We start from the raw sequence: 19,404 nt of genomic DNA on the forward strand, positions 1-19,404 counted from the left end.
TGCCGGTGCTCAAGCACTTCCCGGGCCACGGCCACGGCTCGGGCGACTCGCACACCGCGGGCGCCGTCACCACGCCGCCGCTGGCCGAGCTGCAGAACAACGACCTCGTGCCCTACCGGACCTTGACCACGCAGCCTCCGGTCGCCGTGATGGTCGGACACCTGGAGGTGCCCGGCCTGACCGGATCGGATCCGGCAAGCCTCAGCCCCGCGGCGTATGACCTGTTGCGCTCGGGCAACTACGGCGGACCCGCCTTCAACGGCGTCATCTACACCGACGACCTGTCGAGCATGGCGGCGATCAACCAGCGCTATGGCGTGGCGGCAGCGGTACTCAAGGCGTTGCAGGCCGGGGCCGACAACGCGCTGTGGATCACCACCGACGAGGTGCCCGCGGTCCTGGACGGCCTGGAGAAGGCACTGGCCGACGGTCAGCTGAACCAGGCCGCCGTGGATGCCGCGGTGCAGCGCAATGCCGACGCCAAGGGCGGGGTGCACTGCGGCTGAGCCGCACAGACCAGCACTGCTGGTGCCGGTTACCGCACGACGGTGACGACCTCGAGGGTCGGATCCGACGCACTGATCGGATTGCCCGCCCCGCGTAGCGCGCGCAGCAGCGTGATGACGTCGTCGGTGAGCCGTTCGCCGGGCATGACCAACGGGACGCCCGGCGGGTAGGGCGTGATGGCCTCGGCGGCGACGCGGTCGGTGGCATGGGCCAGTGGCACCGTCTCGGTGTCGGCGAAGAACGCTTCCCTCGGGGTCAGCACGGTCTCGGCGCGATGCGCGATCAGGTCGGCGATCAGGGTGTCGTCGTCACCGCCCGGGCCCGCGCTCGCATCTCCGGCCCAGGCGGCGACTTCGGCGAATCCCTCGGCGAGGCGGTCCATGTCGGTGTCGGTGTTGCCGATGGTGCTGATACACAGCACATGTCCGGCGCCGCTGAGTTCGGGCTGCACGCCGTGCACCCGGTTGAGGCGCTCGACGATGTCACGGGCATCGGCCGCCAGGTCACGGGTACCGATCAGCAGCTTGGTCTCGTCGAGCTGATGGAACCCGGTCCCGGTTCCGGTGGCGTCCGCCGGTCGCAACACCCGCAGGCCCCGGATGTTCTCCAACCTGGCCGCTACCCGGCGGGCGCGGTCCAATGCGGCGCCGAGCAATTCGGTCCCCCCGCACATCATCTGGCGGCGGGCCAGGTCGATCGAGGCCATGATCGCGAAATGCGGGCTCGTGGTCTGGATCAGCTGCAGCGACCGGCGCACCGTCACCGGGTCCAGCGCGGCCGGGTCGATGTGCAGGACGGCGGCCTGGCTCAGGCCCGACAGGACCTTGTGCACCGATTGCACGGTGGCCACCGCTCCGGCCCGCTCGGCAGGCACGGGCAGGTCGGGATGGAACGCGAAATGTGGGGAGTGCGCGCCGTCGACCAGTAACCGGGCCCCGGCCAGGCGGCACACATCGGCCAGCGCCGCGATGTCGGCGGTGGTGCCGTAGTACGTCGGGTGCAGCGCCCACAACGCCTTGGCCTGACTTGTGGCCAAGGCCTTTTCGACCACGTCGGCATCCAGCCCGTGCGCGATCCCGAACCGTGGATCCCAGCGGGGTTCCAGCCAGACCGGGCGCGCACCGACCTGCACGAGGCCGGCGAGCACGGACTTGTGCGCGTTGCGCTGAACCAGCACGGGTTCACCCGGACGCAGCGCCGAGAGCGCCACGGCGATGTTCCCGCTGGTCGATCCCTGCACCAGGATGAAGCTCTGCCCGACGCCCCAGGCATCGGCGATCAGCTGTTCGGCGGCGAGGATCGGCCCTTCGGGACAGTGCAGGGTGTCCGTGTCGGGCAGGTTGTTGAGGTCGACGGCTGCGATGTGGTCCCGGAACCAGGGGTCGAGTGTGCGCCCGCCCTTGTGGCCAGGGCTGTACAGCGGCGCCTGGTCGCGTTCGACGAACGTGCGCAGCGCTTCGAGAAGCGGTGCGGCGTCATGGTTCACAGCGCGTAGACCCGGTTGGCGTTGTGCACGCCGATCATGTCGACGATCCGGATGGCATCGGCCTCGCCGCAGTCCCCGGTCCGCACCCACTCGCCCAGCGTGAGTCCCATGGTGCGGCGCCACAACACCGAGCCCAGCAGGTGCAATTCGGGTGGGCCGAAGGCATCCGAGGAGTACAGCTGTTTGGCGAACGGCGCGGTTTCGAGTGCCTCGGCGACCACGGCGTTCGAGCGTGCCCCGAGGTAGTTGATCGCAAGGCCGACATCGAAATTCACGTGGTCGAAGGCCTGGGCCAGGTAACCGGCCTGGCGGTGGAACGGGTAGCAGTGCAGCAGCAGCACCGGGACCGGCGCCATCGCGCGCAGCAGCGGCAGCAACAGCATCGGGTCGGTGCGGTGCAGATCGAGGTCACGGTCGCCGAACCCGACGTGCACCTGGATGGGCAGCCCGTGGTCGGCGGCCTCGTGTACCCCGAACGCGATCAGCACCGGACTGTCCACCCGCTGCGAATCCCGCGCGGCCAGTTCCCGGGCATGCTCGATCACCAGCTGATCGGTGGGGCGCGACCAGTCGATGTCGAACGACGTGCGATAGGCCGCAATCGTCTTGGTGCCCACGATCTCCGGCGAGGCAACCGCTTCGGCGAGCGCGGACCGGAACACCTCGGGAAACGCCTCGGGGCTGGTACCGGACTCAAGGAGGTTCTGGGCCAGCTGCTCCAGCCGCAGGATTTCAGAGGACGGACGGCCGCTGAGTTCGGTGAGCCGCTGCGGGGTGGTGATGAGATCGCCCTGGAATCCGGTGTCGACGATCCAGCGGTCGACCCCGGCCTGCGGCAGCATGAGTTCTGCCAGCTCGTCAGGGGTGAGCTCGCTGCGCCGCTTCCAGTAGTCGTCGGCGCCGGCATGGGCGGGCAGCCCGAGAACCGGTGCGCACCAACGCCGGATCGACAGGCCCAGCGGTGAGTCGAACTGCGTCATGAAATCGGGTATCGGGTCGGTGGACCCTTCGTTGATCGACGCCTCGAAGCCGGCCCGGTCGACGGGCTTGTGGAACGTTCCGTGCACGTGGTGGTCGATCAACCGGATGTGGCGCAGGTGCTCGGCGAGTGCGTCGGGCACCGCATCGTGGACCCCGTCGAACACGTCGATCATCGGGCCGGCGATGTCACCATCCGGCATAGCGCGCAACCTCCTCGGCATCGACCTTCCCCGCGGCGGTGTCGGCGATCGCCGCGCCGAGGATCTCGGCGGCGCGGTGCGCCTCGTCTTCGGAGAGAACGAGTGGCGGGGTGATCTCCAGAACGTTGCCGCCGACGTAGTACACCACCGCACCGAGTTCCCAGGCCCGGTAACTCACCTGCGCCGCGAGTCGGGAATCGGGTTCGCCGGTCGCCGGGTCGACCAGTTCCACGCCGATCGCCAGGCCGCGGCCCCGCACGTCACCGATCAGCTCGGAGTCGAGAGTGCGCAGCGCATCCTGGAGAACCGCACCGACTTTGGCGGCCCGCTCGGGTAGCTGCTCGCCCGTGATGGTCGCCAGCACTGCCCGGCCGGCCGCGGTGCAGACCGGATTGCCCGCGGTGGTCAGCAGTGCCGAGGCGGCCGGTTCGTCGAGCAGTTCAGCCGGTCCGACCGCCGCCGACAGCGGCAGGCCTCCGCCCAGCACCTTGCCGAACGTGACGATGTCGGGCACCACCCCGTCGTGCTCGAACGCGTGCAGCGTGCCCGGCCGGCCCAGGCCCATCTTGACCTCGTCGCAGATCATCGGCACGGCGTGGCGCCGGCACAGGGCATGCAGCTCGGCCAGGAAGCCGTCGGGCGGGACCACGAGGCCGCCGTCGGACAGGATCGGTTCGACGATCAGACACGCGATCGCGCCCGTCGCCAGGTGATGATCGGCCAGCGTCAGACAGGCCGCGACGTCGGCGGCGACATCATCGGCCGAGGGGCGGAAAGGGTTGGGGTAGGGCAGAAAAGCCACGTCGGGGTCCGGTGTGACGCCGGCGTCGACGTGGACGCCCGAGACGCCCATCGCGATACCGACGCCACCGTGGTAGCTGTGCTCGAATGCCAGCACGGTCCGCCGCCCGGTGGCATGGCGGCAGGCGCGCAACGCGACGTCGTTGGCGTCGGAGCCGGCATGGCCGAGGTAGACGCGCCGCTCACCGGATCCGGGGACGAGGCCGAGCAGGTCCTCGGCCAACCCCACCGAGTCGGGGTGCACCGCCGACAGGCCGCCGGCACCGGGTGCGCTGCGCACGGCCCGGCTGACCGCCTCGGCGACCGCGGGATGTCCGTGCCCGAGACCGGATGCCGTCCACGTGGCCGACAGGTCGAGCAGTTCCCGGCCATCGGGCGTGACCAGTGTGCAGCCGTGGCCGGAGACCACCTCCAGCGGGAAGAACCGCAGCTTCTCGATCCCGGCGATGGCCGCTTCGTCGCGGGCGTAGAGCGTGCTCACCCGACCTCCACCGGAGGTGTCAGCGCCAGCTCGGCGGTCAGTGATTCACCCACCCGTTTCGCGATACCCGATGCGGCCAGCGCTATCACCAGCCCGACGGCACACCAGTACAGCCCCAACAATGGCGCGGCGGTCCAGGTTTCGGCGTCCTTGACGTTGAACCACAGGACCACGGCGATCACCACGGCGCCCAGCAGCGGCAACGCGAGTCCGAGCACCTTGCCCTGGCCGCCGTGCACCCCGACGAACCTGGGTGCACCGACGAACCACGCCGCGGCGATCTCGACCAGCAGGTAACACACCATCAGGCAGACCGAACCCGCCACCGCGAACAGGAAGTACGTGTCGATCGCATCGTTGCCGGTACCCATGTCCGGCCAGTCGAGCAGGCCGCAGATCACGTCGACCACCAGGGCCAGTCCGACCACGAGCCAGGTGGCCCGACGCGGACCACCGGTGGCTTCGTGGATGTGTGCCAACGACTTCGGGCCGAAGCCGTCACGGCCGAAGGCGAACAGCATGCGGCCAGACGTCGCCGCGGTCGCCATGTGGCAGCCGAACGCGGCGACGGTCGCGGTGAAGATGATGAGCAGCGAGAACCACTGGCCGATGTAGCTGCTTCCCAGGTCTCCCAATGTATTTCCCGAGCCCTGGAACGCCGCCAGGCCGGCCTCGTCGGTGCCGAAGCCGATGACCTGGGCGAACATGACGACGACGAACAGCACGCCGGTGAGGACCAGGGTCCCGCCCAGTGCCCGCGGAATGTTGCGGCCGGGGTTGTCGGTCTCCTCGCCCATCGACGCACAAGCCTCGAATCCGGCCCAGGACAGGAAGGCGGCGACCACACCGCTGAGAACCGCCGACGGCGATACACCACTGCCGGAGAAGGAGAAGACGCTGAAGTCGAATCCTGTGCTCGGAGCACCGCCCTGCGCGAAGATCGCGATGACCAGCACGATCATCGCGACGCTGCCGATGCCTTCGATGCCGAGCAGGATCTTGGCCAGCACCCGGATGTCACGGCCCGCCAGTGCGAACGAGATGACCGCGCCGATCACCACGATGACCAGCCACGGCACCTGGTAGGGGTTGTCGTTACCCGGTTGCAGCTGCGCGATGAACGCATTGGTGAAAGCCGCTGTCAGGGCCAGGGTTCCGATCGAGAACCCGACGTAGGCGCCGAGCATCGCGAAGCCGGAGAAGAACCCGGCGCGTGGACCGACGGTGCCGCCGACCAGCGCGTAGGCCGAGCCGGCATGGTTGAGGTGGCGGGTGAGCCGGACGAAGCTGTAGCCGACCAGCGACACGCCGACCAGGCCGATCAGGAACACCAGGGGGAGGGCCTTGCCCACAGTGCCGATCAGACCCTGACCGTTCCCGGACATCGCCAGGGTGGGACCGACCGTCGCGACCGACAACGCCAGCGCCACCCAGAACGGTAGGCGGCGGTGGGGTAGTTGATCGGGGTCGGCAGTGGCACTGGTTGTCATCGATGCTCCCTTCGGGGATGAGCGGGTCAGCAACTCCAAGCCAGGCGCAGTGCCTGGCAGGTCTCGGCGAGCGGGCGGTCGCCGTAGGTGGTGAGCTCGTGGCGCCGCACGGCCGAGAGGCCTTCGACGATGGCCGGGGTCAGCAGATCTGCTGCCAGCGAAGAGGATTCCAGCGTCTCGATCACCTCGCGGTGATCGGTCGGCAGCGGTTGGGATGCACCGGCGGCGGGATCGTCGGTCACCTCGACCGGCAACGGCAGGGTCTTGTCGATGCCACGCAACGCGCTACCGAGTAGCGCCGCGGCGGCCAGGTACGGGTTGGCGCTGGGGTCGATGATCTTCAGTTCGACGTTGGCGCCGTGCGGATTTCCCGGTGTCGCCGCGACGAACCGCACCGCGGCCTCGCGATTCTCCAGGCCCCAGCACTTGGTGGCACCGGCCCAGTTCCCGGGCTTGAGGCGGGCCGCCGAAAGTGTCGAGCCGGCGTATATCCCGAGCAGGTCCGGCAGGCCGTCCAGGACTCCGGCGATCGCGGACTGCCCGGCCTCGCGCAGGCCGTGCGGACCCTCGCCGCCCGACAGCAGCGGCCCGTCGGCATCGCCCAGCGACAGGTGCAGGTGTGCACCGTTGCCGGCCTCGCCCTCGAACGGGACCGGTGAGAAGGAGACCTTCAGCCCGTGCCGGGCGGCCACCCGGCCGATCACGATCCGCGCCAGGATGACACTGTCGGCCACGGCCACCGGCCTGGCCGGAGCCAGCGACACCTCAACCTGGTCGTGGCCGTACTCGGTGTGCAGTTGTTCCACGTCGAGCCCGGCCTGTTCGGCAGCGACCGCGAGATCGACCAGGAAAGCGGAGCGGTCGAGTGATGTCCGCATGCCGTACGGCGACCAGGGGCCGGCGCTGGCGTGGTCACCGTCGGCCGAGAGCAGGGTGAACTCGAGCTCCGCTCCGGCCAACACGTTCAAGCCGCGGTCTGCCGCACCGTGTTCGATGCCGGCCAGCAGCGACCGGGTGCACAGCGGGGCGGGGTTGCCGTGCTGGTCGTACAGGCCGGCGGGGGCCCAGGCCACGCCGTTGTCGATCACCCGCAGGTCGGCCGGGTCGATGCGGATCCGCAGGTCGCCCACCACGCCGATGTCGGGGGTGAAGGCGATGCCGCTGTCCACACAGAACACGCTCCACGACGGCGACACGCCCATCCCGGACTTCTCGAACGCGGAAAGGCGCTGCAGTGGAACATATTTGGCGCGGGTCACGCCGGCGAGATCGGTCAGTGATCCAGCCACGATCTCGACACCCCGGGCGCGCAGTTCCTCGGTGCGTGACGTGATGGATGCCGGCATAAGTCCTCCTGAGGTGCTCACTCTCCGCGTACGCTATGTCATAAATGTTTCAGAATCTTTAATATCGTCGATCTACGATTGATTTGTTAGATTTTGGGGACCGAGGGTCCGACTGAGGTCCGGGGACGAAGGGGTGGAACCCATGTGCCGACTGCTCGGCGTGGTGTCAGCGCAGCCGATATCTGTCTCCGACGCGGTCGGGGCGCACGTCCTGAAAGACTTCGTGGCCCTGACCAAGGTGCACGGCGACGGCTGGGGTGTCGCCCGGACCGAGCGGGTCGGACAGGCTCCGAGCGTCGAGGTGTCACCCGGCAGCGCGCTCGACGACCCGGCATTCGCCGCGGCGATGGCCGGGCCGGCCGCCGCGGCCAGCGTGGTGCACCTGCGCTGGGCCACCAACGGTCTTGCGGTCGAGCCGCGGAACTCGCACCCGTTCGTCGCCGACGGAATTGCCATGGCGCACAACGGTTCCATCAAGCCCGCCGGGCCGCTCGACGAGTTGTTGGATCCGGACGTCGCCGCGTCGCTGCGCGGCACCACGGACAGCGAACGTTATTTCGGCATCATCCGTCAGCACCGTCGCACAGCACCGGATCTGGCGGAAGCGGTCCGCCGGGCGGTGGCGCAACTGCGGCCGTTGTATCCGGAGGCCAGCCTCAACGCGCTCGTACTCGGCGAGGGACAGCTGATCGCGGTGCACGCGCATGCCCACAGCTATCTGCCGGACGAGGATGTCGAGGAGATCACCGCCGCCGACCTGCCGACCGAGCACCTCGAGGACTATTTCGCCTTGCGCTGGGCCCGTCCGGCCGACGGCACCCTCGTCGTCGGGTCGACAGGGTTCGGCGATCTGGACTGGCAGGCCCTGCCGCCCGAAAGTGTCACCGCGATCTCGATGAGTGACTTGTCGATCACGTCGGTGCCGGTCATGGCAGATTGACCGTCGTGGCCCCCGCATCGCGCCCGGAACCGACGCCCGCCGCAGCAGCCGCGGGGGGTGCGCCGACGGTGGAGGCGCGCACCACTGCGGCCCTGCCGACATTGAGCAAGGCCGAACGCCGGGTCGGGCGGGCACTGCTCGCCGACTATCCGAGCGCCGGGTTGGCGAGTGCGGCCAGACTCGCCGAGCGCGCCGAGGTCAGCCCGCCGACCGTGCTGCGGTTCGCGCAGTCTCTGGGCTACGACGGTTTCGCCGACCTTCAGGTCACGCTGCGTGCCGAGCTGTCGACCCGATCGAGCGGGCCGATCACCCGACTGCCGGACGCGCCGCCGGCCGGTGGCCTGCTCGATCGGCTGCTGAAGCAGGGACGTGCGCAGAACGACCAGGCCGAACAGACGCTGTCGATGCTCCCCGAATCAGCCCTCGAGGCCGCCGTCGCGCTGTTGTCCGACACCAACCGGACCGTGTATCTGCACGGCGGCCGCTTCTCTCAGCTGTTGGCCCTGCATCTGGCCGCGCATCTGGAACAACTACGACCCGGGGTGCGAGTGCTCGGCGACCCCACCGGCAGCGATCTCGGCGCCCTGCTGGAACTGTCCCGCAGCGACGTGGTGGTGCTGTTCGATTACCACCGCTATCAGCGCAGTGCGGCCGACCTGGCCCACCGGGTGCATCGGGCCGGGGCCACCGTGCTGCTCATCACCGACGACCTGGCCTGCCCGGTGGCGCCGGACGCCGAGGTCGTGCTGGCCGCGTCGAGCACCGTGGGCACGACGTACCAGAGCATGGCGGCCGGATTTCTGCTCACCGAACTCCTCATCCCGCTGGTGATGGACGCGGTCGGGGAGCCCGCCCGGACCAGGATGGCGCTGTGGGAGGAACAACGGCGCGCTGAGCTGCTGCCCTGACCGTCAACCGGACGCTTATTCTGTTCGGATGGCAGGTGGAACCAAGCGGCTGCCGCGGGCCGTGCGCGAACAGCAGATGCTCGATGCTGCGGTGCAGATTTTCTCGGTCAACGGTTACCACGAGACCTCGATGGACGCGATCGCCGCGGAGGCCGAGATCTCCAAGCCGATGCTATACCTCTATTACGGCTCCAAGGAGGAGCTGTTCGGGGCCTGCCTGAACCGGGAGCTGACCCGGTTCGTGGATGTGGTTCGTGGGGAGATCGACTTCACCCAGAGCCCCAAGGACCTGCTGCGCAGCGCCGTGCTCGCGTTCCTGACCTACATCGATTCCAACCGGGCCTCGTGGATGGTGCTCTACACCCAGGCCACCAGCTCGCAGGCATTTGCCCACACCGTCCGCGAGGGCCGCGACCGCATCATCGACCTGGTGGCCAGACTGCTCAGCACGGGAACCCGTAACCCTCAGCCCGACAGCGACTTCGAGATGATGGCGGTCGCACTGGTGGGTGCCGGCGAGGCGATCGCCAGCCGGGTCAGCACGGGGGACGCCGACGTCAACGAGGCTGCCGAGTTGATGATCAATCTGTTCTGGCGCGGTCTGAAGGGCACGCCGTCGGACGCCGGAAGCCACCCGGTCGCCGGTTAGCCTCGGAAAATTGGTGTCTGGGCGAACCTCTGCCCGGCGTTAGGCTCCCTGTGTGGGTTCCGTGCTGAAAGTTGCTCCGGCCGAATTGCAGTCGGCCGCCGCCGCCGAGACCGCGGTGGGCGGGGTCATCACCGGACTGGCGGTCGGGCAGCTGTTGACCGCAGCCGCAGCGGCCATGCCGGGCCTGCAGAGCGGTGCGGCGTGTGGCCAGGCCGCCACGGTCGTGGACAGCTCGGTCCAGGCAATCGGCACCGAGGTCGGCGCACATGCCGACAATCTGAACACCGCCGCCCGTTCGTACCAGACCGCCGACGACGAGTCCGCACGCCGGCTGAAGTCAGCACAGCCAGCGGGTTGACATGCCGGTGGCGATCTCTCAGGTGGAGTCGTCCAATCCTGAGGCACTCGTGCAAGGCGGCGCCGACGTCAGCAGCCGCGCCTCCACGCTGTCGACCCAGATGGATCAGCAACGAGCCATCATCGACAAGCTGCGTGCCGGCTGGACGGGCACATCGGCCGATGCCGCGATCGCAAGCGCCACAGCGACATTGGAAAGGATGCAACGGCTCCATCAGAGCCTGACCGCGTTGAGTTCCGCCCTGCAGGACGGTGGCGGCGAACTGATGCAACAACGCAGCCGCATCCTCGGAACCGTCGAGAGGCTCGAAGGGCAGGGATGGCAGGTCGCCGACGACGGCACGGTGTCGATCCGCCCGGGCAGCGCACTCGACTTCTTCGCCCGGTTGAGTCCCGTCAATCGGCTGATGCTGCAGGCGATGGCGGCGAACGCCTCGTTGGACCTGAAGTCGATGCTGGCGCAGTTCGAGACCACAGACAACAAGGTCGGCCAGCAAGTGCGCGATGCGGTAGCGGCGCTCAGCACCCCGGATCCCAAGCAGTCGCCGGATCCGAACAGCCCCAAGGCATTGGTCGACCGGCTGGCCGGCATGACGCCCGACGAGCGGGCCGCGTTCCTCGCGGGTCTGAGCCCGGAAACCCTGCACGAGATGGTGCTCGCCGACCCACAGGCGATGGGCAACACCGACGGTGTGCCGTTCGACACCAGGATCGAAGCCAACAACATCAACATCCGCAATGCACTCGACGCGGAGCTGAAGAAGCAACCCCCCGATGACGCCCGGGTCAAGCAGTTGCAGGCGATGCTCACCCCGATCGAATTTCCACCCGGCAGCGGCACGATGGTGCCGCGCAAGTTCGTCGGGTTCTCGACCGAGGGCAACGGCCGGATGATCGAGATGATCGGCGACATCAAGCCCGGCATCAAGGGTGTCGGCGTGGTGGTCCCCGGTACCAGCACCAACCTGAACGGCAGCGCCTCGAACCACAATGCGGCGGTGGAGCTGGCACGACAAACCGGATCCCCGATCTTCCTCTATATGGGCGACGACTTCCCCCAGGATCTCGGCAAGGCGTCGGACCCGTCCTACGCCGCGTCGATGGCGCCCAAGCTGGTGTCCTTCGGTCATGAGATCGACCGTGCGGTGGGTGCGGGAGCGCCCGGCACGCCGGTCACCTACATCGGGCATTCCTACGGTGGTGCCATCGTCGGGACCGCCGAACAGATGGGGCTGCGGGCCGACCGCGTCCTGCACGCGTCGTCGGCGGGCACCGGCATCCTCACCGGGGAGTACACCAATCCGAACCCGAACGTGCAGCGTTATTCGATGACCGCGCCCGGTGACCCGATCGCGCTGGTTCAGTCCCTGCCGCGCGACCTCGTCGACAACGGATCGATCGGCCTGCCGGATTGGATTCCACACACCGTCGACGGGCAGCTCGGCAACCCGCTGGGCGGTTTGCCCTCGGCAACCGACCCCGACAAGATTCCCGGCGTCACCCGTCTGGACACCGGGTACTACGGGCGGGAGGGCCCGCACCACGGAGAGGTGATCGTGGGACAGAACGCGCACGGCGAGTACTGGAACGACCCCGATTCCGATGCGTTCCACAACATGGTCGCGGTCATCAACGGTGGCGAGGCCACCGGCTATGTGGAGCGTGGGATCGAGACCAACTACGTGGACATCAACGTCGGTGATGACGGGAACTTCCAGGCCGAAGCCAGTGACCAGGCACGGGCCGGCGCGGCACCCAAGATCCCCGAACTGCCCTGGGATGATGCCGGATCCTACGAACGGCGGCAACATCCGTGGGAAAATCCGCGGGTGACGGATCATCCCGAAGCCGGCCCCAAAGTGCAGGTCAAATGAGGCTACTCACAACGCTTTTTGTGGCACTGGGCCTGATGTTCACCAGTGCGTGCGGATTCCTCCACAAAGACCGGCCACCCACCGACGATGAGGCGACGATGCAACCCACCACCTTGACCGTCACCGAGGCCGCCCGGGTGGTGGCCGGTTATGTGTCGATGATCGTGGGCAAGCCCATCGATCCCGATCCCGCGCACGCGGCCCTGCACGGCTGCCGGACGAATGCCGGGATGATGCCGGACGGCCCGCCGTGGCGGGTGTACCGCAACGCGTGGATCGTCGATCCGGCACCCGAACTCGTCGAGTCGGCGCTCAAACGCATCGAAACCCTGGTCAACGAAGGTTTTGCACCCATCCCGTGGACCCGGCCGGAACCAGAACCGCCGAACAACAAGGCCTATGAGGACGGCCGCGGGTACATCGTCTCGGTCAAGGCCGAAACCACGGCGGGCGGTGTCTACGGACTCAATGTGGCCGCCACCTCGCCGTGTGCGAACGACGACTAGACCGCCACACCCTCCACGAGGCTGAACGGTGACGCCGTCTCCACCACGCGGGTGAGCCGGAATCCGACCTGCTCGTAGAGCTTTCGGTAATCGGCCGCGGTGCGTTCGCGAGCGGCGATGCCGATCAGCATCTCCATGTCGGTCCACTTGCCCAGGAATTCCCGGTCGTGGTCGGGGATCACCCCTTCGATCAGCAGCAGGGTGGTGCCCGGCGCGGCCGCCGCCCGCACATTGCGGAGGATCTTCGACGCTTCGTCGTCGGGCCAGTCGTGAATGATGTTCTTCAGCAGGTAGGCGTCGGCGCCCCCGGGGACACTGTCGAAGAAGGACCCGGGAACCACCTGAACCCGATCGGCCACTCCGTACTTGCCCAACATCGCCGGTGCCCCGTCGACCACCTGGGGCAGGTCGTAGAGCACCCCACGGGCGGCCGGGGTGGCGGTCAGGACCGCGGCCAGCAGCCGGCCGTGCCCGCCGCCGACATCGGCGATGGTGCCGAACCGGGTGAAGTCATAGGCGGCCACCACGGGGGCGATGGCCAGCTCGGAGATGCTGGTCATGGCGTCGTTGAAGATCGCGCCCAGTTCAGGCTCGGAGCCCATGTAGTCGAACGCCCCTTTGCCGCGCAGCTTGGGGATGACCGCCTCGCCGGTGCGGACCGCGTCGGCGAGATGGCTCCAGTGCTCGCGATGCTGCGGCGAGCCGACGAATTTCGCCATCCCCGCGATGGAGACCGGGGCATCCTTGCGCAACGTGTCGCCCAGCGCGTTCAGCTCGTAGCGGCCGTCGCGGGTGCGGCGGAAGACGCCCTCGCTGACCAGCGCCCGCATCAGCCGGTCCGTGGTGTCGGGGTTGGCCTCGACCCGGCGCGCCAGCTCCTCGGCGCGCAGTGGGCCGTCGGCCAGCGCGTCGGCGACCCCGAGCTGTGCGGCGGCGGCGATGCCCTGGGCGACCCACGCGCCGAGGATCATCTCCAGCATCGCTGCGGGCGGCGGGACCGCCCGCTGATGCAGGCGACGCAGGTGATGGCGGACGCGTTCGGCCGCGCGGACCAATCCGGCGGGCGGCACCTTGGCGGGAGTCACCGGATGACTCTAGGGCAGGTGGGCTGCGGTGTCGGTCACAATGGCCGGTCTGGCGGCCAACAGCAAACCGAACTGGAGTCGGACCCTGTCCCGTCAGCCGCCTAAAGTGGTCCCGATGTCCAACGCGAAACGAGGGGCCGGTCATGCCTGATGCCGCCGCTGTCCCCGGCCATGGGTCGCTGGACCAGCTCTACCAGCTCAACCGCGAGGTCGCCGACTCGCGCTCGGCGCGGCTGCTGGTGACGAACAACCTGGCCACCTACGTCACGCTGATGGAACGGCACCTGGACCGCGGGGCCAAGCTCACCGAGATGGAGCTGGTGATCCGGCTCGAACGCGACCTGGCCGACCTCGGTTCCGAAACCGAACAGTCGGGCCTGGCCCTGATCAAGTACTGGGCCAGCCAGGGCTGGCTGCACCGGATCACCGAGCAGTCCGGCGACACCGAACGCAACGTCTGCTACCTCACCTACGAGGCGCGGGCCGTGCTGGATTTCGCGCGCCGCATGCGCCGTGAGGACACCATCGCCACCGGCGGCTCGATCACGGGCATCGCCGCGGGGCTGCGGCGGGTGGCCGGGCAGGTCAGCAACGATCCCGAGCGCATCCGCGCCGACATCGAAGCCGAGATCGCCAAGCTGCGAGACGAATTGGATGCCCTGGACCAAGGGCAGCGCCCCGAACCCGACCTGGTCGACGTCGAGGACGAGGCCCGTGCCATCGCGTTGCAGATGGAGCAGATCGTCTCGGACATCGGGCAGTACGGCAGCATGCTCAACCGCATCACCACCCGGCTGCTGGATGCCTCCGCCGACACCGATCTCGGCTACCGCGAACGTCAGCGCCAGTTGTTCGACGACTACGAGTCGCTGTTCGCCTCCCGCGAGAGCGCGTCCTACACCGCCTTCACCCGGATGATCCAGGATCCAGAGCAGCGGGCCGCGCTGGTGAGCGACATCGAGATGGTGACCCGTCAGCTGCCGCATCTGGATCCGGACCTGCGTGCGGTGATGACGGGGTTCTTCAGCCTGGTCTCGGCGCAGACGGCCGAGGTGGGCCGGACCAGGCAGCGCTGCGCCCGCCGGATCAAGCGCTTCGTCGCCTCCGGCACGCTCGAGCAGAGCCGCGGCGTCACCCGTCAGCTCAACGACGCACTGGCCAGTGCGCACGAACTGCTCAGCGTCTCGCTCGCCGACAGCCGCATCGGGATCGAGGTGCCGTTGGTCCGGACGGACTTCAATTCGATTGGCGCCGTGGCGTTCAAGATCCGTGACGCCATCCCGCCGTCCCAGGCCGAGTCGTCGGAGGGCGAGGTGAATCTGTCGGCGTTCTCGGCCTTGGCCTCGCAGGTGGACGCCGCGGAACTGGCCGAGCTGGTCAACGGCGCGGTGGCGACCGGGCCGTTGTCGCTGCCCGACGCGATCGGCATGCTGGACTCGGCCTACCTCGGACACGTGATCGTGCTGTGGTCCTGGGCGCTCAAGCAGCATCAGTCAGCAGCCGAATCCGCGCAATCGGTCCAAGTCCGGTTCCGGTCCCTTGAGGGCGCCGACCGCGAAATCGAGATCCCCCGACTGGTTTTCACCGAGCCGATCCCTACTGCCAGCGAGAGCATCCTATGACCGACACCCCGGACACGTCGCGCGACCCAGATGCAGTGCCGGTCTCAGATTCGGCGATCGATTTCGACGCCCTGCCGAGCATCGACTCCGTCGAACGGTCCACCGACCAGCGCCGCGCGCCCCGCTTCGACGGCGATGTCAGCGAACTGCCCGACCGGGCCTGCTGGGCACTGCAGCACCTGCTCTCGCGTCGTTACGTCAGCAAGGACAACCACTCCGAGCTGTGGTCGTGGGTGACCCGGTACCGCACCGAACTCACCGTGCGGCTGTCGGAACTCGATATGCGGCTGTGCATCTCGGACGATCACGACATCGCCTACGTCGAGCAGGCCGACTACGAATCGCAGTGGCGGCGCCGGTTGCTGCGACGCGAGACCCTCAACACCTACGACTCGATCCTGGCGCTGCACCTGGCCAAGCTCATGCGTGCGGCGGCGCGCGACGAGAATGTGTTGATCAGCCGTGACGAGATCCACGAGCTGTTCGCCGGGGTCAACAACGACACCGACCGCGACACCGCCTCGTTCGACAAGCGGATCGACAACGCGATCGAGCGGCTCACCGACATCGAGATGCTCGCCCGCAACCGGGAGGACGAGGACAGCTTCACCATCAGCCCGGTGGTCAACGCCATCATGACGGCCTCGATGATCACCGAACTGCAGCAGCAGTTCGAGCAGCTCAAGCGGGCTGCCAACGGCACGGTCGACGATTCCGACGACACCGACGCAGCCGAACGGCTCGAGGACGAAGTGGACGCTCATGGCTGAACCGACCAATCAGTTCTCTCTGTCGCGCCTGCAGGTCATCAACTGGGGCGTGTTCGACGGGTACCACTCGATCCCCTTCAGCCGGCACGGCACGCTGATCACCGGATCCTCGGGCAGCGGTAAATCCTCACTGCTGGATGCGATTTCGCTGGCCTTCCTGCCTTCACACCGCCGCAACTTCAACGCCTCCGGCGACACCACCGCCGCGGGCGCGGGCACCGGCAAGCGCACGGTCGACAAGTACGTCCGCGGTGCCTGGGGTGAGCGACGCGAGGGCACCAGCCGCCAGATCATGTATCTGCGCGGGACCGGGCCGGCCTGGTCGGCCGTCGCGGTCACCTACAGCGACCGCACCGGTCGCTCGGTCACCGGGCTGGTGCTCAAATGGCTGGCCGCGGAGAAGACCTCGGACCCGGGCAGCCGCTACTACCTGGTCGACGACGACCGCGACATCTTCGGTCTGTGCAACCGGTGGGCCTCCAACGGCTACGACGCCGCGGTGTTCCGCGACGACGGCTGGACCGGTGGTCGCAGTGAGAGCCAGTACCTGGCGCAGCTGTACTCCAGCATCGGCATCCGCGCCTCCGAGGCCGCCCAACAGCTGCTCGGCAAGGCCAAGTCGCTGAAGAGCGTTGGCGGCCTTGAGCAGTTCGTGCGGGAGTTCATGCTCGACGAGCCCGCCAGCCTCAGTGGCGTGGAGGAGGCCCTCGAGCAGATCAACCCGCTGGTCGAGGCACGCGGCCTGCTCGACGTGGCCCGGCGCAAGCGCAATACCCTCGGCAACATCGCCGCGGTCCAGGCGCGGTACGCCGAGGAGGCGGCCAAGTTCGGGGTGATCGACACCATCGACAACGCGATGATCCGCGATTACGTCGACCACGTGCGGCTGGCCCAGGCCGGTCCGGAGATCGCCAATCTCGACGATCAGATCACGCAGCTCGGCGCCCAGCGTGATGAGTTCGGCTCCCAGCAGCGCCAGTTCAAGAACGAACACAACTCGCTCATGGCGCAGATCAACACCGTCACTGTCGATCTGGTGCCGCTACAGCAACGCCTGACCGAGGCCGAGCGCATCAGCGAGGAAGTGTCCCGCCGACGCGGCGGCTACGAAGACAAGGTCACCTCGCTCGGGTTGACGCCGCCGGACAACGGCGAGGAATTCTGGTCGCTGCGTGAGACTTTGATGGAGGAAGCCGACCGGCTGCACCGGGAACTGTTCACCGGCAACCAGCCCTACGTCGAGGCCTCGGCGAAGGAAGTCCGGGCCCGTGAGGCGCGTGAGAGCGTGGAAGCGGAGCTGGAACGGGTGCAGCGGCTGGGCTCTCCGCTGCCGAGGACCGAGTACGAGATGCGGGCGCGCATCGCCCGTGCCCTCGACATCTCCGAGCGTGATCTGGTGTACGTGGCCGAGCTGATGGAGCTCAAGCCCGACGAGTCGCGGTGGCGCCTGGCCGTCGAAAAGGTGTTGCGCGGCGCTGGATTACGCTTGCTGGTCCCCGATGCCTACATGGAACGGGCACTGCGTTTCGTCAACGAGAACGACATGCGCGGCCGGATCCAGTTGCAGCATGTCCAGCACGGTTCGCAGTTGCGGACCCCGCCTCCCGGCACATTGGCCACCAAGCTCCAGCTCGCCGATCCGACGCACGACAGTGCCGTCGAGGCGCTCAACGTGGTCGCCGGCGTCGGTGACTACGTGTGCGTCGACGGACCGGAGGAGTTCACCGAGCAGTCCCGCGCGGTCACCGACCAGGGCCTGCGCAAGGACAGCGGCCGGCTCTCGATCAAGGACGACCGGTCGAGGCTGCGGCCATCGGACTACATCTTCCTCGGCGGCACCGCAGCCAAAGTCGAAGCGCTGCAGGATGATCTGACCGCCGCACAGGATGTGTACCAGGTGGCGCGCACCGCGCGTGAGCGGCTCGACGAGCACCGCGGCCAGCTGCAATCCCGCGAGCGGGCCTGCCGGGCGTTGTGCGATCAGTTCATGCAGTGGAGCGACATCGACACCGATTCGGTCGACGAGATGCTCGAGCGGCTGCAGGACGAACACGATCTGCTGGTCTCCGACAACCCCGACGCCGAACGGCTGCAACAGCGGGCCGACGAATGCTGGGAGCGCGTCGAGAAGGTCATCCAGCAGATCGGCTCGCTCAACGAACGCGAGACCACGCTGGACCGCAGGCGGACCGCACTGCTGGAGTTGAGTGAGGTCCTCACCGAGCGGCTCGGGTCCAGCGAGTTCCCGTCGCACGCCCGCGACACGATCGACGGCTATGCCGCCGATATCGCCCTGACCCTCGAGTTGCTCGAATCCGAGCCGTACCGAAGCGAACTGACCCGCGTCATCAGCCGCGAGCGGGACCGGCTGCGGGCGGACCGCAACCGTTCGCACGACGAGTTGGCCGGCATCATGGCTGCCTACGACAGCTCGTTCCCCGACGCGATCCCCAACGACAGCGACGTGTTCGACGAGCGGGTGCACGACTACGTGGCGTTGTGCCGTCGGATCGACGAGCGGGAGCTGCCCGACGCCTACGAGCGCATGCAGCGGCTGATCACCGAACAGGCGCCGGGCGCGATCCTGAACCTGCACATGATCGCCGACAACGAGGCGCGACGGATCACCGAGCAGATCGCCCGCGTCAACACGGGCCTGGGCGCGGTGGAGTTCAACCGCGGCACCCGGCTGACCCTGCACGCCGGTACCCGGCATCTGGCGGCGGTCGACGAACTCAACGAGAAGGCCCAGCGCATCTCCTCGCGGGTGTCGCTGGTGAGCTTCGGCGACGAGACCGCGATGTTCGATCAGTACACCGACATCCTGCAGCTGCGGAAGTTGTTGGCCGGCAACACACCCGAGGACCGGCAGTGGACCCGCGATGCGCTGGATGTGCGCAACCGGTTCGTGCTGTACTGCGAGGAACGCGACGCCGAGACCGGCGAGGTGATCCGGACCTACAGCAATTCCGGTGACAACTCCGGTGGTGAGCAGGAGAAGCTCATGGCGTTCTGCCTGGCCGGAGCGCTCAGCTTCAACCTGGCCAGCCCGGACAGCAATGACACCCGGCCGTTGTTCGCCCAGCTGATGCTGGACGAGGCGTTCTCCAAGTCGGATCCGCAGTTCGCCCAGCAGGCACTGTCGGCGTTCCGCAAGTTCGGTTTCCAGTTGGTGATCGTGTCGACCGTGCAGAACAGCACGACGATCCAGCCCTACATCGACAACGTGGTGATGGTGTCCAAGTCCGACGCGTCGGCACCCAATGCCCGGCCCGTCGCGTCGGTCACCTCGGCGTCGATCTCCGAGTTCGCCGATCTGCGAAAGGCTTCGGGGGACGCGGTTCCCAGCGCCTGAGTTTTCGCCGAGTGTGCGTACAGATCGCGATTTCTCGACGAAACGC

General features: G+C 67.9%; 16 protein-coding genes. 10 read left to right on the forward strand and 6 right to left on the reverse strand.

Going from position 1 to position 19,404, the window contains the following annotated elements; genetic code table 11:
- On the forward strand, positions 1–506 hold a 506-nt coding region (locus tag TX88_RS03545), incomplete at its 5' end, for a glycoside hydrolase family 3 N-terminal domain-containing protein (RefSeq protein WP_044514705.1).
- A 29-nt stretch (positions 507–535) separates the two neighbouring features.
- On the opposite strand, the gene TX88_RS03550 is transcribed toward TX88_RS03545, so the two are convergent.
- The 5 genes from TX88_RS03550 to TX88_RS03570 are packed head-to-tail and all read right to left on the reverse strand — an operon-like array spanning position 536 to position 7,292.
- Complete coding sequence (locus tag TX88_RS03550; RefSeq protein WP_044514706.1) at positions 536–1,993, reverse strand: aminotransferase class I/II-fold pyridoxal phosphate-dependent enzyme; 1,458 nt, start codon at positions 1,991–1,993, stop codon at positions 536–538.
- Positions 1,990–3,174 (reverse strand): amidohydrolase family protein, encoded by a 1,185-nt coding sequence (locus tag TX88_RS03555; RefSeq protein WP_044514708.1) that lies wholly within the window; start codon positions 3,172–3,174, stop codon positions 1,990–1,992. The genes TX88_RS03550 and TX88_RS03555 overlap by 4 nt, the downstream gene beginning before the upstream one ends.
- Complete coding sequence (locus TX88_RS03560) at positions 3,161–4,456, reverse strand: aspartate aminotransferase family protein (RefSeq protein WP_044514710.1); 1,296 nt, start codon at positions 4,454–4,456, stop codon at positions 3,161–3,163. Before TX88_RS03560 ends, TX88_RS03555 begins: the two co-directional genes overlap by 14 nt.
- A complete protein-coding gene (locus TX88_RS03565; protein WP_110917883.1) occupies positions 4,453–5,946 on the reverse strand; it encodes an APC family permease in 1,494 nt (497 codons plus the stop codon). Before TX88_RS03565 ends, TX88_RS03560 begins: the two co-directional genes overlap by 4 nt.
- A 26-nt stretch (positions 5,947–5,972) precedes the next feature.
- Positions 5,973–7,292, reverse strand: coding sequence for a type I glutamate--ammonia ligase (locus TX88_RS03570; protein ID WP_044514712.1), 1,320 nt, complete (start codon positions 7,290–7,292; stop codon positions 5,973–5,975).
- A 142-nt stretch (positions 7,293–7,434) separates the two neighbouring features.
- On the opposite strand from TX88_RS03570, the gene TX88_RS03575 reads away from it, so the two are divergent.
- Genes TX88_RS03575 through TX88_RS03600 form a run of 6 tightly spaced genes read left to right on the forward strand, consistent with a single transcriptional unit; the run spans position 7,435 to position 12,526 of the window.
- Positions 7,435–8,232, forward strand: coding sequence for a class II glutamine amidotransferase (locus tag TX88_RS03575; RefSeq protein ID WP_044514713.1), 798 nt, complete (start codon positions 7,435–7,437; stop codon positions 8,230–8,232).
- 5 nt (positions 8,233–8,237) lie between these two features.
- Positions 8,238–9,140 carry a MurR/RpiR family transcriptional regulator gene (locus TX88_RS03580; protein WP_049925108.1) on the forward strand — a complete coding sequence of 301 codons (903 nt, stop codon included), beginning with the start codon at positions 8,238–8,240 and terminating at the stop codon, positions 9,138–9,140.
- Between the two features lie 28 nt (positions 9,141–9,168).
- Positions 9,169–9,789: a TetR/AcrR family transcriptional regulator gene (locus tag TX88_RS03585; RefSeq protein ID WP_044514716.1), complete on the forward strand. Its 621-nt coding sequence runs from the start codon at positions 9,169–9,171 to the stop codon at positions 9,787–9,789.
- A 52-nt stretch (positions 9,790–9,841) separates the two neighbouring features.
- The gene (locus TX88_RS03590) at positions 9,842–10,147 is read left to right on the forward strand and encodes a hypothetical protein (protein ID WP_044514718.1); all 306 of its coding nucleotides are present in this window, start codon (positions 9,842–9,844) and stop codon (positions 10,145–10,147) included.
- Position 10,148: 1 nt separating this feature from the next.
- The gene (locus TX88_RS03595; RefSeq protein WP_044514719.1) at positions 10,149–12,020 is read left to right on the forward strand and encodes an alpha/beta hydrolase; all 1,872 of its coding nucleotides are present in this window, start codon (positions 10,149–10,151) and stop codon (positions 12,018–12,020) included.
- Positions 12,017–12,526 carry a hypothetical protein gene (locus TX88_RS03600; RefSeq protein ID WP_044514721.1) on the forward strand — a complete coding sequence of 170 codons (510 nt, stop codon included), beginning with the start codon at positions 12,017–12,019 and terminating at the stop codon, positions 12,524–12,526. Before TX88_RS03595 ends, TX88_RS03600 begins: the two co-directional genes overlap by 4 nt.
- Here TX88_RS03600 and TX88_RS03605 read toward each other — a convergent pair.
- On the reverse strand, positions 12,523–13,611 hold the full coding sequence (locus tag TX88_RS03605) for a methyltransferase (RefSeq protein ID WP_044514722.1): 1,089 nt from the start codon (positions 13,609–13,611) through the stop codon (positions 12,523–12,525). The genes TX88_RS03600 and TX88_RS03605 overlap by 4 nt on opposite strands.
- Positions 13,612–13,754: 143 nt before the next feature.
- On the opposite strand from TX88_RS03605, the gene TX88_RS03610 reads away from it, so the two are divergent.
- Genes TX88_RS03610 through TX88_RS03620 form a run of 3 tightly spaced genes read left to right on the forward strand, consistent with a single transcriptional unit; the run spans position 13,755 to position 19,358 of the window.
- Entirely contained in the window at positions 13,755–15,233 is a 1,479-nt protein-coding gene (locus TX88_RS03610; RefSeq protein WP_044514724.1) for a DUF3375 domain-containing protein, read from the forward strand.
- Positions 15,230–16,003 carry a DUF4194 domain-containing protein gene (locus TX88_RS03615; protein ID WP_044514726.1) on the forward strand — a complete coding sequence of 258 codons (774 nt, stop codon included), beginning with the start codon at positions 15,230–15,232 and terminating at the stop codon, positions 16,001–16,003. Before TX88_RS03610 ends, TX88_RS03615 begins: the two co-directional genes overlap by 4 nt.
- Positions 15,996–19,358, forward strand: a complete 3,363-nt coding sequence (locus TX88_RS03620; RefSeq protein ID WP_044514728.1) for an ATP-binding protein — start codon at positions 15,996–15,998, stop codon at positions 19,356–19,358. Before TX88_RS03615 ends, TX88_RS03620 begins: the two co-directional genes overlap by 8 nt.
- The last annotated feature ends 46 nt before the right edge of the window (positions 19,359–19,404 follow it).

This window comes from Mycolicibacterium septicum DSM 44393 (assembly GCF_000455325.1).
Taxonomy (GTDB): domain Bacteria; phylum Actinomycetota; class Actinomycetes; order Mycobacteriales; family Mycobacteriaceae; genus Mycobacterium; species Mycobacterium septicum.

Excerpts from the sequence above, each read along its gene's own strand:
- TX88_RS03585 (WP_044514716.1), top strand. The coding sequence starts at position 9,169 with ATGGCAGGTGGAACCAAGCGGCTGCCGCGGGCCGTGCGCGAACAGCAG.
- TX88_RS03565 (WP_110917883.1), bottom strand. The coding sequence starts at position 5,946 with ATGACAACCAGTGCCACTGCCGACCCCGATCAACTACCCCACCGCCGC.
- TX88_RS03575 (WP_044514713.1), top strand. The coding sequence starts at position 7,435 with ATGTGCCGACTGCTCGGCGTGGTGTCAGCGCAGCCGATATCTGTCTCC.
- TX88_RS03620 (WP_044514728.1), top strand. The coding sequence starts at position 15,996 with ATGGCTGAACCGACCAATCAGTTCTCTCTGTCGCGCCTGCAGGTCATC.
- TX88_RS03570 (WP_044514712.1), bottom strand. The coding sequence starts at position 7,292 with ATGCCGGCATCCATCACGTCACGCACCGAGGAACTGCGCGCCCGGGGT.
- TX88_RS03600 (WP_044514721.1), top strand. The coding sequence starts at position 12,017 with ATGAGGCTACTCACAACGCTTTTTGTGGCACTGGGCCTGATGTTCACC.
- TX88_RS03595 (WP_044514719.1), top strand. The coding sequence starts at position 10,149 with ATGCCGGTGGCGATCTCTCAGGTGGAGTCGTCCAATCCTGAGGCACTC.
- TX88_RS03555 (WP_044514708.1), bottom strand. The coding sequence starts at position 3,174 with ATGCCGGATGGTGACATCGCCGGCCCGATGATCGACGTGTTCGACGGG.
- TX88_RS03615 (WP_044514726.1), top strand. The coding sequence starts at position 15,230 with ATGACCGACACCCCGGACACGTCGCGCGACCCAGATGCAGTGCCGGTC.
- TX88_RS03610 (WP_044514724.1), top strand. The coding sequence starts at position 13,755 with ATGCCTGATGCCGCCGCTGTCCCCGGCCATGGGTCGCTGGACCAGCTC.